Consider the following 15,114-nt stretch of genomic DNA (forward strand, 5'->3'; position numbering starts at 1 on the left):
CCCCACGGATCGAGGACCCCCCGGCCCCACACCCACTCATCCCCCGGAAGCTACACGCTTGTTCGACGTTGCGCGCCCCCTACCGGCGATAAGCCGCCCGGAATGCCGAAATCCCGGCCTTCGAGGGGTGAGGGGGAGTACGGGCGTACGCAACAGCCCCGCTCCTCTTCAGGAACGGGGCTGAACGGCGCGTACGCAGGAAGTACAGGGCCTACTTGGCGACGAAGCCCAGGGCCGAGTACTCCTTCTCGTCCTTCGAGTACGGCTTGCTGATGAGCTCCTTGCCGAGGAACAAGGTGCCGTCGCTGTAAAGGAGTTCGTTCGACTTCGGGACCAGGCTGCTGATCGCGCTGCCGACGGATTCGGCCGCGGGGGTCTCCAGGAGCTTGGTCTCCTTCAGCGTCTTGCCGTTGAGGGAGACGACCTGGGCGCCCTTGTTGTAGCCGGCATCCTTGTACGCCAGGATGTTGCCGCCGTCCATGCGGATCGGGAACATCTCGCCGTCCTCGCCCGCGTCGGCACGGTCGCCGGTGGTCTTGCCGGTGGCCAGCGAGAAGGCGACGATCTCGTTGGTCTGGCTGTAGCCGTCACCGCCGCCGTCGTGCTGGCGAGTGGGGACGTAGAGCTTGTCGTTGCCCACGGCCATCGAGCTGCAGTCGTGGACGACGTTGACCTCGCAGTTGTGGTCGTACTTGCCGTCGGGCAGCGAGATCTTGGCGCGGAGACCGCCCTTGTCATCGAGCGAGAAGGCGTCCGTGACGCCGGTCGCGGTGATGTCCTGGGTGTCCTGGCCGAAGACGACAGGCCGAGTCGAGATGATCTTGGCGTTGTCGACGCCCGGCGTCACCGGGTAGGTCCACTTGACCTTGCCGGATGTGGGGTCGAGGAGCTGGATCTTGAGCTTCTCGTCGTCGTAGTCACCGCACTTCTGGACGGCCACGAGCTGCTCGCCGCCCGCGTAGCCCTCGTCCTGGCAGGTGTCGCCCGGGGTGGGCTCCCACAGGTGCTTGCCCTTGTTGGCGATGTCGAAGGCGGCGCCGCCCGCGCTGGAACCGGCCGCGACGGTGTTGCCGCTGATGGTGAGCTCCTCGACCCGGGCGGCCTCGCTGCCCTCTTCGATGGTCTCCGTCCAGAGCTTCGTGCCGGACTTCAGGTCGATCGCGGAGATCTGCGAGCAGGTCTGGTGATCGCCCTTCTTGGTCCGCTTGGCCTCTTCGTACGCGACCGCGGCGATGCCGTCCTTGGTGACCTCGGGAGAGCCCGCGCACGTCTGGCCGGCCAGCGGCAGCGTCCACACCTGCTTGCCGGTGGTCGAGTCATAGCCGACGACCTTGTTGACGCCCGCCTTGGCGTAGATGCCGTCGTGCAGCCAGGAGCCCTTGATGCTCCATACGTCGTCCTTGGGGACCTCGGGCTGCGCGAGCTGCATGGAGACCGTGGCGCTGGTGTTGGCCGGGACCTTCTCCTTGCCGGGGTCGCTCGGGCCCTGCTCGCCGCCGCCCTTCTCGTCGCCGCCCCCGCCGCCCTTGGTGCCGCCGGACGAGCCCTCGGAGCTCGCCTCGGTGTCGTCCTTGCCGGACGTGGACGCGTAGAAGACTCCGCCGCCGACGATCAGGGCGATCGCCACGACCGCGCCGATGATGATCTTCATCTGGCCGCTGATCTTCGAGCCGCCCGAGCCGGGGGCGCCGGGCTGCGGCGCCATCGGCATCGTGGAGGGCTGCTGGTAGGCGCCGTAGGGAGGCTGCTGGCCGTACTGCGGCTGCTGCTGACCATAGGGCGCCTGACCGGGCTGCCCCGGATAGCCGTAGCCCTGCGGCTGGCCGGGAGGCGGGGTGCCGGGGGCCTGCGGTGCCTGCGGGTAGCCGTAGGTGGGCTGGCCCTGCGGCGGCGGAGGCGGGGTCGGCGGCTGGGCGGGCGGCGGGGTCTGCGGGTAGCCGTACGACGGGTTCTGGTTCTGGTTCGGCTCAGGGGCCTTGCCGAAACCGACCGGCGGCGGGTCCTGAGGTGCGCCGAAACCACCCGGCGGGGGGTCCTGGGGAGCGCCGAACCCGCCCTGCGGGGGCTCGTTGGGCGGCTGGGGCGGCTGCGTCATGACGTCGATTCCTTGGGGACGAGAGGTGAACTGGGCGACGAAGAGGGCGACTTGCCCACGGAGAAGATCACTTGCCGTAAGCCAGCATCAGCTTCTCCGGGCCCTTCGTGCTGCCCGAGAGCCGCGTGGTGGAGATGTAGAAGCGGCCGTCGACATAATCGACATCCTTCGAGTAGAAGCCGCTCTCGATCTCCGAGGTCCCCTCCGGGTTCTTCAGGAGGGTCTTCGGCTTGTGCGAACCCGAGGTCGGAATCGAGACGACCTGACCGCCGGAGTCGTACGACGGGTTGACATAGGCGACGACGGAACCGCCCTCGACCTTCATCGGCAGCATCGATTCATCGAGGGGCGACTTCGTGCGCCAGGCCTCCTTGCCGGTGGCGAGACTGATCGCCACGACCTCGTTGGCACCGGAGGTCGCCTCGGTCGGCAGGTAGAGGTTGTTGTTGTCGACCGTCGCGCCCAGGCAGCCCTGCAAGCTGCCGCCGAGGAACGTCGAGCCGTCGCACTCGGGCGCGAACTTCTCGTCGACGTTCACCTCGGAGCGGGTGTCACTGCTGTTGGGCTTCAGCGTGGTGATGTTCCACTGCTTCTTGTCCTCGTTGGTGAGGTAGACGACCGTCGGGCTCTCGGAGTAGATCCGGCCGACCTTCCAGCCCTTGGGGAACTTCTTCGTCCACACCACGTCGCCGGTCTTCGGGTTGAGCTGCTGCATCTCGTCGTGCTCGGAGGGCGAGCTGGCCCCGCAGGAGAGGGCGACGAGCAGCTTCTTGCCACCGGCGAAGCCGCTGGGGAAGCAGGTGCCCTCGTCCTTCTTGCCCGCGACGAAGAGCTGCTTGCCGTCCTTCATCCGCAGTGCCGTGCCGGACTGGGAACGGCCGACCATCAGTGTGTCGCCCGTGAGGGAGAGGTCCGTGGAGAGGGACATGTCGAAGAGCCCCTCCTCCTCGACGGGCTTCTTCCAGCCCTTGCCGCCCGTCTTCAGGTCGACGACCTGAATCTGGTTGCACTTGGCGTCGTCCTTGAGCCCGTCCTTGTACGCGACGACGATCTTGCCGTCGTCCGTCATCTGCGGGGTGGCGCCACAGATCTTCTGCGGGAACTTGATCGTCGGCCAGGCCGATTCGCCCGTCTTGACGTTGTAGGCCGTGATCTCCTTGTACGCCGCCTTGACCGCGATGTCGCCCTTGACCCACATGCCGTCGGCGTCGGCACCGGAACCGGGCGCCTTGGGCGCCTCCTTGTACCAGAGCACCTTCGACTCGCCCGGCTGGCGGCCCGCGTTGAGGTCTTCCTGCTTCGCGCCGTCGCCGTCACCGTTGCCCGGGTTGACCGGGGCGGAGCCGCTGGCCTTGGGGTCGTCGCTCTTCTCGGCGACCGGCTTCTTCTTGCCGTCGTCGTCACCGCCGACGACCGCCCAGGCGACGCCTCCGATGACGAGGGCCGCCGCGGCCGCGGCCGCGATGATCAGACCCGGCTTGCCCTTGAAGGGGTTCTTGCCGCCACCGCCGGCCGGACCACCGGGTGCACCGGGGCCACCGGGGCCACCGGGGAACTGCGGCTGCTGCTGCGGGTACCCGTACTGGGGCTGGCCGTAGGGACCCGGCTGACCGGGCTGGCCGTAAGGTCCGGGCTGGCTGTACGGACCGGCCTGCTGGCCCGGCTGCTGCGGGTAGCCGTAGCCAGGCTGGGGCGCGGGCGGAGCCTGCGGGTAGCCGTAGCCGGGCTGCGGCGCGGGCGGAGTCTGCGGGGCTCCGGGCGGCGGGGCCTGCGGCGGCTGACCGGGCATCTGCGGTGGCTGGCCCGGTGGCTGCGGAGCGGCCCCCTGCTGCGGATCCTGCGGAGCTCCGAAACCGCCGGACGGCGGTTGGTTGGGCGGCTGAGTCATCAGCGCTTCCCCCTTCACTGATTTTTCGGCACGCCAAGTGGTGCTCAGGCGGACCTTTCTATCACCCTGACCCCGTAGCACAACGGACCGGTCCATCCCCTGTACCCAAGGGAGGACCGGCCCGTGATGAGTCTGTTACTGGACCTCTACGCGCTCTCCGCCAGCTCGAGCCAGCGCATCTCCAACTCGTCGCGCTCGCTGACGAGTTCACGCAACTCGGCGTCCAGTTCGGCCACCTTTCCGAAGTTGGTGGCGTTATCGGCGATTTGGGCGTGCAGCCAGGTTTCCTTCGTGGACATCTTGTCCAGCTGTCGCTCGATCTTCTGAAGTTCCTTCTTGGCGGCGCGCGCGTCGGCGGAGGAGACCGTCTTCTGCGCGGCGGCCGGCGCCGCGGCCGAAGAGCCGACCGCGGCGAGCGGGGCCGCCGGGACACCGGCCGCCGCCATCCGCTTGCGCCGCTCCAGGTACTCGTCGATGCCGCGCGGCAGCATCCGCATCGTGGCGTCGCCGAGCAGCGCGAACACCTTGTCGGTGGTGCGCTCGAGGAAGAACCGGTCGTGGGAGATCACGACCATGGACCCCGGCCACCCGTCAAGAACGTCCTCGAGCTGAGTCAAGGTCTCAATATCAAGGTCGTTCGTAGGCTCATCGAGGAAGAGCACATTCGGCTCGTCCATCAACAGCCGCAACAACTGCAGCCGCCGCCGCTCGCCACCGGACAGATCACCGACGGGCGTCCACTGCTTCTCCTTGTTGAACCCGAACGTCTCGCAGAGCTGCCCGGCGGTCATCTCCCGGCCCTTGCCAAGGTCCACCCGCTCGCGCACCTGCTGCACGGCCTGCAACACCCGCAGTGTCGGGGAGAGCTCGGCCACCTCCTGCGACAGATAGGCCAGCTTCACGGTCTTGCCGACCACGACACGCCCCGCCTCGGGCTGCACGTCGCCATCGGAGCGCTGCGCCTCGGCCATCGCCTTGAGCAGCGAGGTCTTACCGGCGCCATTGACACCCACCAGACCGATCCGGTCACCGGGTCCGAGCTGCCAGGTCAGATGCTTCAACAGCAGCTTGGGCCCGGCCTGGACGGTCACGTCCTCCAGATCGAAAACGGTCTTGCCGAGCCGCGTCGTCGCGAACTTCATCAGCTCGCTGCTGTCCCGGGGCGGCGGCACATCGGCGATGAGTTCGTTCGCGGCCTCGATGCGGTAGCGCGGCTTGCTGGTACGGGCGGGGGCACCGCGCCGCAGCCAGGCCAGCTCCTTGCGCATCAGGTTCTTGCGCTTGGTCTCCTCGGTGGACGCGATGCGCTCGCGCTCGGCACGGGCGAAGACGTAATCGGAGTACCCACCCTCGTACTCGAAGACAGACCCGCTCTGTACGTCCCACATGCGCGTGCACACCTGGTCCAGGAACCAGCGGTCGTGCGTGACGCAGACGAGCGCCGAGCGCCGCGTCCGCAGGTGCTCGGCGAGCCAGGCGATGCCCTCGACGTCCAAATGGTTCGTGGGCTCGTCGAGCACGATCAGGTCGGGCTCACCGATGAGCAGCTTCGCGAGCGCGATACGCCGCCGCTCGCCACCGGAGAGGGGCGCGATGACCGTATCGAGCCCCTGCGGGAATCCGGGCATGTCAAGACCACCGAAAAGACCGGTGAGCACATCCCGGATCTTGGCGTTACCCGCCCACTCATGATCGGCGAGATCACCGATGACCTCGTGCCGGACGGTGGCCTCGGGATCAAGGGAGTCATGCTGGGTCAGCACGCCGAGCTGAAGGCCGCCGTTGTGCGTGACCCGCCCGGAGTCCGTCTCCTCCAGCTTGGCGAGCATCCGGATGAGGGTCGTCTTCCCGTCTCCGTTGCGCCCCACGACGCCGATCCGGTCCCCCTCGGACACGCCGAGGGATACACCGTCGAGCAGGGCACGGGTGCCGTACACCTTGCTGACTGCCTCGACATTGACCAGGTTGACGGCCATTAACGCTCCAGGGAAGGGGATGGATCGACCTCCAGGGTAGTCGGAGACGGCGACTGTCAGCCCGGCGGCCGATGCGGACGCGATCAGCCCGCCCGGCGCCGCCCCGCCCGCTCCACCAGCAGCCACCCCACCAGCGCCATCCCCACGGCCGTCGGCGCCGTCATCCGTACGGCCACCACCATCGCCGTACGCCCCTCAAGCAGTCCCCCGAACCCGACCATGGAGATCCCGAGCACCCCGAAGAGACACAGAGCGACCCCGACCGCGGCGGCCGGCCCGGAGAGCACGCCCGGCGCAACGGGCAACTCCCTCGCCCCTCCCGGCCTTTCGAAGCGCCGGAACGCCGCGACCAGCAGCCCGGTGAGCACCACGGCGGCCGCCATGCGCAGCGGCACCTGAGTCCACCACTCCGCCGTAGCGGGCTCGGGCAGCCGCACGTGCATCGCGAGCAGCGCCCCGTACACCCCGAGCATCGCCGTCAGGTGCCACAGGAACGCCGTCATCGAGACCCCGTTCGCCGCCACCACGCCCCGCCACACCCGCGGTCGCGCGAGCCACCGCACAGCGGGACCCCGGAGCAGCTCGACCGCCCCGACCAGCCACACCCCGTGGCAGAGCAGGGCGAAGGTGGGCGGGGCCATGTTCGAGACGCGCTCGCCGGGCATCCCGACCATGGAGAGCGGATACGGGCCGAAGGCCACCAGAGCCGCGGCTCCCGCGAGCCCCGCCGCCGCCATGGCAGCAGGCACCCGCAGCCTCCCGTCCGCCCGCAGGAACCCGAGCTGATGCACCGCGAGCCACACGAAGGCGAAGTTCAGGAATTCCACGTACGGCACCCCGAAGGCGAACCGCGCGAAGTCCACACCCCCCGCGGCAAGCACGAGCCCCCCGAACGCACCCCACCCGTACCGATCGTGCAGCCCCAACAACAACGGCGTGAACGCGACCATCGCCAGATAAATACCGATGAACCACAGCGGCTGAGCGACAAGCCGAAGGGAAACATCCAGCAACGCCCCGCCCTCACCCGCGAGTTGGACCACCAGCGCGGCAACACCCCACACCCCGATGAACACCATCGTGGGCCGCAGCAGCCGCTGAAGCCGGGCCCGCAGGAACGCCGCGTAGACGGAGCCCGGGGCTTTCCGGCTCAGCGAGCGGTACGACAGCGCGTGCGAGAAGCCGCCGACGAAGAAGAACACCGGCATGATCTGCAACGCCCAGGTGAGCAGCTGAAGGCCGGGCACGACGGCGAGAAGATTCCCGACCTCGGTACGCCCGTCATCGCCGACCGTCACCGCCGCCATCAGCCAGTGCCCGATGACGACCGTGCCGAGCGAGGCGACCCGCAGCAGGTCGATGTACCGGTCACGCCCGGCGGGCGTCTTCTCGGCCAGTTCGTGAACGCGTGATCCCATACGCATACGGTCGCGCCCACGACATGCCCCGCATCAGCGCGAACGTACTCAGATCCGCACCTGAGTACTACAGGACCGTCGCACCGGCCGCGGGCGAGCCCGCGACCCGAGCCGTCCGACAGGTACCAGAGGCCACAAGAGCTTCAGCGATCAACCGCGCGGACCCGGCATCCGCGGCCAGGAACGCCGTCGTAGGCCCGGAACCAGAGACAAGCGCGGCAAGGGCGCCCGCGTCGGTGCCCGCGGCGAGGGTGTCGACGAGCGACGGAAACAACGAAAGAGCCGCGGCCTGAAGATCATTGGCAACAGCGCCGCCAAGAGCTCCGGCATCCCCCTCCCGCAGGGCGTCGAGCAGCACGCGCGACGCCTCGGGCTCGGGGGCGTCCGGGGTCAGACGGTCGAACTCCCGATACACCGCGGGCGTCGAAAGCCCACCGTCGGCCACGGCGAACACCCAGTGGAAGTCCCCTCCCACCTCAAGCGGCTCAAGCTTCTCGCCCCGCCCCGTGCCGAGCGCCGCCCCGCCCACCAGGCTGAACGGCACATCGCTGCCCAACTCGGCGCAGATCTCGATCAGTTCACCCCGCGAGGCACCGGTCCCCCACAGCGCGTCGCACGCCACGAGCGCACCCGCGCCGTCGGCACTACCGCCCGCCATACCGCCCGCCACGGGAATGTCTTTGGCGATGTGGATATGCACATCGGGCGTACGTCCGTACCGCGCACCCAGCAACTCAACAGCGCGCGCGGCCAGATTCGTACGATCCAAAGGCACTTGCCCCGCATCCGGCCCGGCACAGGTGACCCGCAGCGACTCAGCCGGCGTCACCGTGACCTCGTCATAAAGGCCGACAGCGAGAAAAACATTGGCAAGGTCATGGAAGCCGTCCGCGCGCGCGGCACCGACAGCGAGCTGAACATTGACCTTGGCAGGAACCCGCACGGTCACGCTCACGCGTCCGCTCCCTTGTGCTTGTGCTCGGCGATCCGCGCGAACTCCTCCACCGTCAGCGCCTCGCCGCGTGCCTGCGGCGAGACTCCGGCGGCGACGAGCGCCGCCTCAGCTGCCGGGGCCGAGCCCGCCCATCCGGTGAGCGCGGCCCGCAGGGTCTTGCGGCGCTGGGCGAAGGCGGCGTCGACGACGGCGAAGACTTCCTTCTTCGAAGCGGTGGTCTTCACCGGCTCCGCGCGCCGCACCAGCGAGACGAGCCCCGAGTCGACGTTCGGCGCGGGCCAGAAGACGTTCCGCCCGATGGACCCGGCGCGCTTCACCTCCGCGTACCAGTTCGCCTTCACCGAGGGCACGCCGTACACCTTCGACCCCGGCGCGGCGGCGAGCCGGTCGGCGACCTCCGCCTGAACCATGACGAGCGTGCGCTCGATGCTGGGGAAGGTGTCGAGCATGTGCAGAAGCACCGGCACAGCCACGTTGTACGGAAGATTGGCGACGAGCGCGGTCGGGGCGGACCCCGGCAGCTCGCGCACGAGCATGGCGTCACGGTGCACCAGCTCGAACGAACCGGCCTTCGCCGGAAGCCGCGCCTCGATGGTCGCCGGAAGCGCCCCGGCGAGAACGTCATCGATCTCGACCGCGATGACACGCTCCGCGGTCTCCAGCAAGGCCAGGGTCAGCGAACCGAGCCCCGGCCCGACCTCGACGACCACATCCTCCGGGCCGACATCCGCGGTGCGGACGATACGGCGGACGGTGTTGGCGTCGATGACGAAGTTCTGACCGCGCTGCTTGGTCGGGCGTACGCCCAAGGCAGCGGCCAGCTCGCGGATGTCGGCGGCACCGAGGAGGACGCCGGGCTCAATATTGCTCACCACCCCAGGTTACGGTCCCACCCGCCCCTCGATTGCCCCGCAGTGTTGGTGGTCCCGCCCGGAGCACGGTTCCCAGAACCCCCACCCGCCACAGGCGCCGCAGGCCTCCCCTACAACCGCCCCCCACAATGCGGCCAAGGACTCGCTCCCCGCTGCACATACAACTTCTTGGCCCGAAACGTCTGCTCCCCCGCCGGCGCGTCCTGAGGCCGCCCCGCCCCACCCAGCGCCTGCCACGTCCGCGTATCGAACTGGTACAGCCCCCCGTACGTCCCCGACCCGTCCACCGCGTTCGGCCGCCCGCCCGACTCGCAGTGCGCGAGCGAGCCCCAGTTCAGGCCGTCCGCCCCCGCCACCGAATTCGGCAGCCGCTTCGTCCCCACCTTCACGATCCGCGTCTGCGGCTCCCGTGCGACCTCCGACCGCACCCGCCGCGGCTTCTGCTTGACGCCGTTGACCGTGCGCAGTGCGTACGTCACCCGCCGAGTCCCCTGGTGCCCCGCCCGCTCGACCACTTCAGTACCGGCGAACAGCGTCGGATCGTCCGTCCGCCGCACATCGAACGGGATCGGCTCCTCCCGCACCTCCTTGTGCCCGGAGATCCGCATGACGGTGACCGTCTGCCCGTCGCGCGGAAAGCTGTCGGGGGCGACGGACGTCGTGTCCTGGCCGTTGAGGCTGATTCCCGACTCCGCGACCGCCTCACGCACCGTCGCCGCGTTCGTACGGATGGTCCGCTCACGCCCGTCCGCCATGATCGTCACGGTGCGCTCGGTGCGTACGGCCAGCTCAAGGCCGCCCCGCTCGATCCGCTTGCTCCGCGAGGCCGACAGATAGGCGCCCTCGGCCCGCACCCCGAGCTGCCGCAGCGCGCCGTCCACCGTGCGCGCCGTCGTCCACACCTCGCGCCGCTGCCCGTCGAGGGTGAGCTTGACGGGCCGCCCGTAGCGGACGGCGATCTCGTCGCCGCTGGCCAGGGCCTCGTCGGCGGACGGGGCCACGATGTCGTGGGCGCCGAAGTCCACGCCCTCGTCCGCGAGCAGCTCGCCCACGTCGTCGGCGAAGGTGTGCAGGGTCCGGGACTCACCGTCGACGGTCAGCTCCACGGCCTTGTCGTCGGCGACGAAGGCGGAGGTGCCGCCCGCGAGGAAGGCGACGACCAGGGCCTGCGGCAACAGGCGCCGCAACGCGTCGGGCCGTTCGGACGACGGCCCCCTCGACCCCTTCGTCTTCTTCCGCCGAGCGGCCCGCCCCCCTTCGGAGCGGTGACCCACCACAGGCGCGGTCCCGGTGGACTGCCGGGGAAAACACTCCCCCGACCCGAGCTCAGGCCCAGGCTCATAGGTCGTGCCGCCCCCATAAGACGTCTCGTACTGCGGCGCATGACTCACGACAACGCTCCAGCGTTCTGGTTCCCGTTCCGATCCGGATCGGGCGAGGCGGACCAGAACCTAGCGGAGCAACCGTCACTCTCCAAAGCCGCCCCACTACGCAGTGTCGCGACAGCCGCGGGCGTTATCGGTCAGTAATCAAAGGCACGTGCCGTATTCGCCGAGATCGCCCCGGCCATGGCGTCCTCACCGATCCCGCGCACCTCGGCCATGGCCCGCAATGTGACCGGAATGAGATACGGCGCGTTAGGCCGTCCGCGGTAGGGAGCAGGCGTGAGGAAGGGCGCATCCGTCTCGACGAGGACCAGTTCGAGCGGGGCGACCGCTATCGCGTCCCGGAGACCCTGCGCGTTCTTGAACGTGATGTTGCCCGCGAAGGACATGAAGTACCCGTGCTCCGCGCACACTTGGGCCATCGCCGCGTCACCGGAGTAGCAGTGGAAGACGGTGCGCTCGGGGGCGCCCTCCTCCTTCAGGATGCGCAGCACATCCTCGTGGGCCTCGCGATCGTGGATGACCAGGGCCTTGCCGTGCCGCTTGGCGATCTCGATGTGGGCGCGGAAGGACCGCTCCTGGGCGGCCTTGCCCTCGGGTCCGGTGCGGAAGTAGTCGAGGCCGGTCTCGCCCACGCCCTTGACCTGCGGCAGCGCGGCGAGACGGTCGATCTCGGCGAGGGCCGCGTCGAGCGCCCCCTCACCACCCGCCTCGCGCGCGCCCTGCCGGGACCAGCCGTCGGGGTCGCCGAGCACGATGCGCGGCGCCTCATTGGGATGCAGGGCGACGGTGGCGTGCACGCTGCCGTGCACGGCGGCCGTCTCCGCGGCCCAGCGCGAGCCCGCCACGTCGCAGCCCACCTGCACGACCGTCGTCACGCCCACCGCCGCTGCCTTGGCGAGGCCCTCGTCCACCGTCCCCGACTGCATGTCGAGGTGGGTGTGGGAGTCGGCGACCGGAACCCTCAGGGGCTCGGGCAGCGGCGGAGCGGCGTTCTTGGCGTCGGAAGACATGCCCCCGATCTTACGAAAGGGAGGTCATCCCGCCTTGCGGTGGTGGAAGGGATGCAGAAGCGCCGACAGATGCCAGTGGTGGTGATGCTTGGGCTCACGGGGTTCCGCCGCCCCGGAGTCGGAGTCGTCCGCCTGCACGCCCGCCGCCCGCGGAGCGTGATGCCGATGCATCAGATCGAGCACCGACGACACCTGCCCGGACCGCATGATCCGCACGACATGGCCGCCGCAGTTCAGGCACGTCGGCCGGGTCAGCGGCGACGGCACACGCAGGCCGTCCGCGACGTACACCACGAATTCCTTGCCCTTGCCGTCGACGTGATGCTCGATCGAGTACGACTGCTCCCAGCCGTGCCCGCACCGCATACAAGCGAAGGCGTACGACTCGTGAACTGTGTTCGTCGCTGTAGCCGCGGTAACCGCAGTAGTCGCGTCGGACGCACCGAGCGCACGCGCATCGACGGCGTTTATCGCGTTGGACGCCGCGGCGTGATGACCGGTGTCGGCGAACTCACTCATGCCAGCTCCTCTTGTCCGCTGGACAAGCGCCACCGGACCGGGAATTTCCTCCCGGCCGGAAGCGTGGGGACGGGTGCGTCCCTTCGACCAGTGGACGCCTTTCCCGGAGCGAACGCATCAGACCTGTCGACAGTTGAAGGCGATTTGGCCTTTCCTTAGCTTTCAGGCCTGGTGCGCGGCCCGCACTTTGCTTTTCACGATAGTCCTTTGCCCTCCGATGGGGCGGCCTGAGCCGCATTCTTTGCCGCCACGACCGCATCGAATACGTCTCGTTTGGGTAGCCCGGCATCAGCGGCGACGGCGGCGATGGCCTCCTTGCGCCGCTCCCCCGCCTCCTCGCGCACCCGCACCCTGCGCACCAGCTCGTCGGGACCGAGCTCACCAGCGCTTTTCTCCGGTGCGCCCTCGACGACGACGGTGATCTCACCGCGTACGCCGTCGGCCGCCCACTCGGCGAGTTCCTTCAGCGAACCGCGCTTGACCTCTTCGTACGTCTTGGTCAGCTCGCGGCAGACAGCCGCCCTGCGCTCTTCGCCGAACACCTCGGCCATCGCGGCGAGTGTGTCGTCGATGCGGTGCGTCGCCTCGAAGTAGACGAGGGTGCGGCGGTCCTCGGCGACCTCGCGCAGCCGCGAGAGCCGCTCGCCCGCCTTGCGCGGCAGGAAACCCTCGAAACAGAAGCGGTCCACCGGGAGACCGGACAGCGCGAGCGCGGTGAGCACGGCGGAAGGCCCCGGCACCGCGGTAACTCGGATGTCCTTCTCCACGGCCGCGGCGACAAGGCGATATCCGGGGTCGGACACCGACGGCATCCCCGCATCGGTCACGAGCAGCACCCGCGCACCGCCCACCAGGGCCTCGACGAGGTCAGGCGTACGCGCGCTCTCATTGCCCTCGAAGTACGACACGACGCGCCCGCCCACCTGCACGCCGAGCGCCTGCGTGAGCCTGCGGAGGCGCCGCGTGTCCTCGGCGGCCACGACATCGGCCGACTCCAGCTCGGCGGCGAGCCGTGGCGGCGCGTCCGCGACATCGCCGATGGGGGTGCCCGCGAGAACGAGGGTTCCGGGGGACGGGTTTCCGGGAGACTGGTTTTTGGGAGAATCTGCGCTTCCTGTCACGGTTCCATCCTCGCAGGGGCCTGGGGACGGGACTCACACAGTCGGGTTCCCTACGATGGCGCGGTGACCAGTACCGCGTCTTCCCCGGATACCCGCCAGGGCCAGGCAGCCGAGGAGCAGCAGCCGTCGTGGCAGCGCAGGCTGCGCCGCTTCGGATATGTGGCGCGGCCCAGAGCTGATGTCCGGGCCCGGCTCGTGCCCGCGTACGCCGAGCCGAGCCCCCGGCTCTGGGCGTCGATCGGCATGTCGAAGCAGTACGCGGGGCAGCTGGTCCGGTGGTCGGGCTGGATCGGCCCGGTGCTGATCACGCTCGTCGCCGGGCTCACCCGGTTCTGGAATCTCGGCAGCCCGAAGGCCGTGATATTCGACGAGACGTACTACGCCAAGGACGCCTGGGCGCTGATTCACCGGGGCTTCGAGGTCAACTGGCCCGAGAAGGTCAACGACACCGTCCTTGAACAGGGTTCGAGCATCACGATCCCCACGGACGCCGCGTACGTCGTGCATCCGCCGGTCGGCAAGTACGTCATCGGTGTCGGCGAGTGGATGTTCGGCTTCGATCCCTTCGGCTGGCGCTTCATGACGGCGGTGCTCGGCACCCTGTCGGTCCTGATGCTGTGCCGGATCGGGCGGCGGCTCTTCCGCTCGACGTTCCTGGGCTGCCTCGCGGGCGGGCTGCTCGCGGTCGACGGGCTGCACTTCGTGATGAGCCGCACCGCGCTGCTCGACCAGATCCTGATGTTCTTCGTGCTCGCCGCGTTCGGCTGCCTGCTGATCGACCGGGACAGGGCTCGGGAGAAACTCGCGGCCGCGCTGCCGACGGACGAGGACGGGGTGGTCCGTCCCGACGCGTACGTCGCCGAGACACTGCGCCTTGGCTGGCGGCCCTGGCGCTGGGCGGCCGGGCTCTGTATGGGTCTCGCCTTCGGCACCAAGTGGAACGGGCTGTACATCATGGTCTTCTTCTGCTTGATGACCGTCCTGTGGGACGTGGGCAGCCGCCGCGTCGCCGGCGCCGAGCGCCCGTACCGCGCGGTCCTGAAGCGAGACGTGTTCCCGGCGTTCGTGTCGACGGTGCCGGTCGCGATCGGTACGTACGTCCTGTCCTGGCTCGGCTGGATCCTCTCCCCGACCGACGGCACAGGCGGCTACTACCGCAACTGGGCGGCCACGGACGGCAAGGGCGGCTCCTGGACGCTCCTGCCGGACTGGCTGCGCAGCCTCTGGCACTACGAACACGCGGTGTACGACTTCCACGTCGGACTGTCCTCTCCGCACACCTACCAGTCGAACCCGTGGAGCTGGATCGTCGACGGGCGCCCCGTCTCGTACTTCTACGAGTCGCCGCTGCCCGGCAAGGGCGGCTGTCCCTCCGGCACCACCGAGAAGTGCGCCCGCGAGGTCCTCGCGCTCGGCACTCCCATGCTGTGGTGGGCGGGGGCGTTCGCGCTGCTCTACGTGCTGTGGCGGTGGCTCTTCCGCAGGGACTGGCGCGCGGGAGCGATCGTGTGCGGGATCGCGGCGGGATATCTGCCGTGGTTCATGTACCAGGAACGGACGATCTTCTTCTTCTACGCCGTCGTCTTCGTGCCGTTCCTCTGTCTTGCCGTGGCGATGATGATCGGCGCGATCCTCGGTCCGCCGGGATCCAGTGAGCGGCGGCGGGTGGTGGGTGCGGCGGCTTCGGGCGCCCTGGTGCTGCTGATCCTCTGGAACTTCATCTGGTTCTGGCCGATCTACACCGGCCAGGCGATTCCGATCGATTCCTGGCGGGCCAGAATGATCCTGGATACGTGGGTGTAGACCTGCCTCCGCCCCTTAAGGTTCGGGGCGAGCGACCCTCCCGAATTCATTCGGGAGGGCTCCTGGGGA

11 protein-coding genes are annotated in these 15,114 nt (G+C 69.1%); 1 reads left to right on the forward strand and 10 read right to left on the reverse strand.

What is annotated here, in order from left to right; all coding sequences use genetic code 11:
- Positions 1 to 211: 211 nt before the first annotated feature.
- From ACGFSB_RS24805 to rsmI, 10 genes are all read right to left on the reverse strand, one after another.
- Entirely contained in the window at positions 212 to 2,095 is a 1,884-nt protein-coding gene (locus ACGFSB_RS24805; protein ID WP_393403174.1) for a PQQ-binding-like beta-propeller repeat protein, read from the reverse strand.
- Between the two features lie 67 nt (positions 2,096 to 2,162).
- Positions 2,163 to 3,983, reverse strand: a complete 1,821-nt coding sequence (locus tag ACGFSB_RS24810; protein WP_393403177.1) for a PQQ-binding-like beta-propeller repeat protein — start codon at positions 3,981 to 3,983, stop codon at positions 2,163 to 2,165.
- 146 nt (positions 3,984 to 4,129) lie between these two features.
- Complete coding sequence (locus ACGFSB_RS24815) at positions 4,130 to 5,959, reverse strand: ABC-F family ATP-binding cassette domain-containing protein (protein WP_393403180.1); 1,830 nt, start codon at positions 5,957 to 5,959, stop codon at positions 4,130 to 4,132.
- Between the two features lie 83 nt (positions 5,960 to 6,042).
- Entirely contained in the window at positions 6,043 to 7,377 is a 1,335-nt protein-coding gene (locus ACGFSB_RS24820; RefSeq protein ID WP_393403183.1) for an acyltransferase, read from the reverse strand.
- Positions 7,378 to 7,444: 67 nt separating this feature from the next.
- The gene (locus ACGFSB_RS24825) at positions 7,445 to 8,332 is read right to left on the reverse strand and encodes a 4-(cytidine 5'-diphospho)-2-C-methyl-D-erythritol kinase (protein ID WP_393403186.1); all 888 of its coding nucleotides are present in this window, start codon (positions 8,330 to 8,332) and stop codon (positions 7,445 to 7,447) included.
- A complete protein-coding gene (rsmA, locus tag ACGFSB_RS24830) occupies positions 8,329 to 9,204 on the reverse strand; it encodes a 16S rRNA (adenine(1518)-N(6)/adenine(1519)-N(6))-dimethyltransferase RsmA (protein WP_393403189.1) in 876 nt (291 codons plus the stop codon). The genes ACGFSB_RS24825 and rsmA overlap by 4 nt, the downstream gene beginning before the upstream one ends.
- 110 nt (positions 9,205 to 9,314) lie before the next feature.
- On the reverse strand, positions 9,315 to 10,595 hold the full coding sequence (locus tag ACGFSB_RS24835; RefSeq protein ID WP_393403192.1) for a ubiquitin-like domain-containing protein: 1,281 nt from the start codon (positions 10,593 to 10,595) through the stop codon (positions 9,315 to 9,317).
- A gap of 131 nt (positions 10,596 to 10,726) precedes the next feature.
- Positions 10,727 to 11,602: a TatD family hydrolase gene (locus tag ACGFSB_RS24840; RefSeq protein WP_393403195.1), complete on the reverse strand. Its 876-nt coding sequence runs from the start codon at positions 11,600 to 11,602 to the stop codon at positions 10,727 to 10,729.
- 24 nt (positions 11,603 to 11,626) lie between these two features.
- On the reverse strand, positions 11,627 to 12,121 hold the full coding sequence (locus ACGFSB_RS24845) for a hypothetical protein (protein ID WP_393403198.1): 495 nt from the start codon (positions 12,119 to 12,121) through the stop codon (positions 11,627 to 11,629).
- Between the two features lie 194 nt (positions 12,122 to 12,315).
- Positions 12,316 to 13,242 carry a 16S rRNA (cytidine(1402)-2'-O)-methyltransferase gene (gene rsmI / locus ACGFSB_RS24850; RefSeq protein WP_393403201.1) on the reverse strand — a complete coding sequence of 309 codons (927 nt, stop codon included), beginning with the start codon at positions 13,240 to 13,242 and terminating at the stop codon, positions 12,316 to 12,318.
- A 63-nt stretch (positions 13,243 to 13,305) separates the two neighbouring features.
- Between rsmI and ACGFSB_RS24855 the strand changes: the two genes are divergently transcribed.
- On the forward strand, positions 13,306 to 15,045 hold the full coding sequence (locus ACGFSB_RS24855) for a dolichyl-phosphate-mannose--protein mannosyltransferase (protein ID WP_393403204.1): 1,740 nt from the start codon (positions 13,306 to 13,308) through the stop codon (positions 15,043 to 15,045).
- Positions 15,046 to 15,114 lie beyond the last annotated feature (69 nt).

It is taken from the genome of Streptomyces sp. NPDC048441 (assembly GCF_043200235.1).
Taxonomy (GTDB): Bacteria; Actinomycetota; Actinomycetes; order Streptomycetales; family Streptomycetaceae; genus Streptomyces.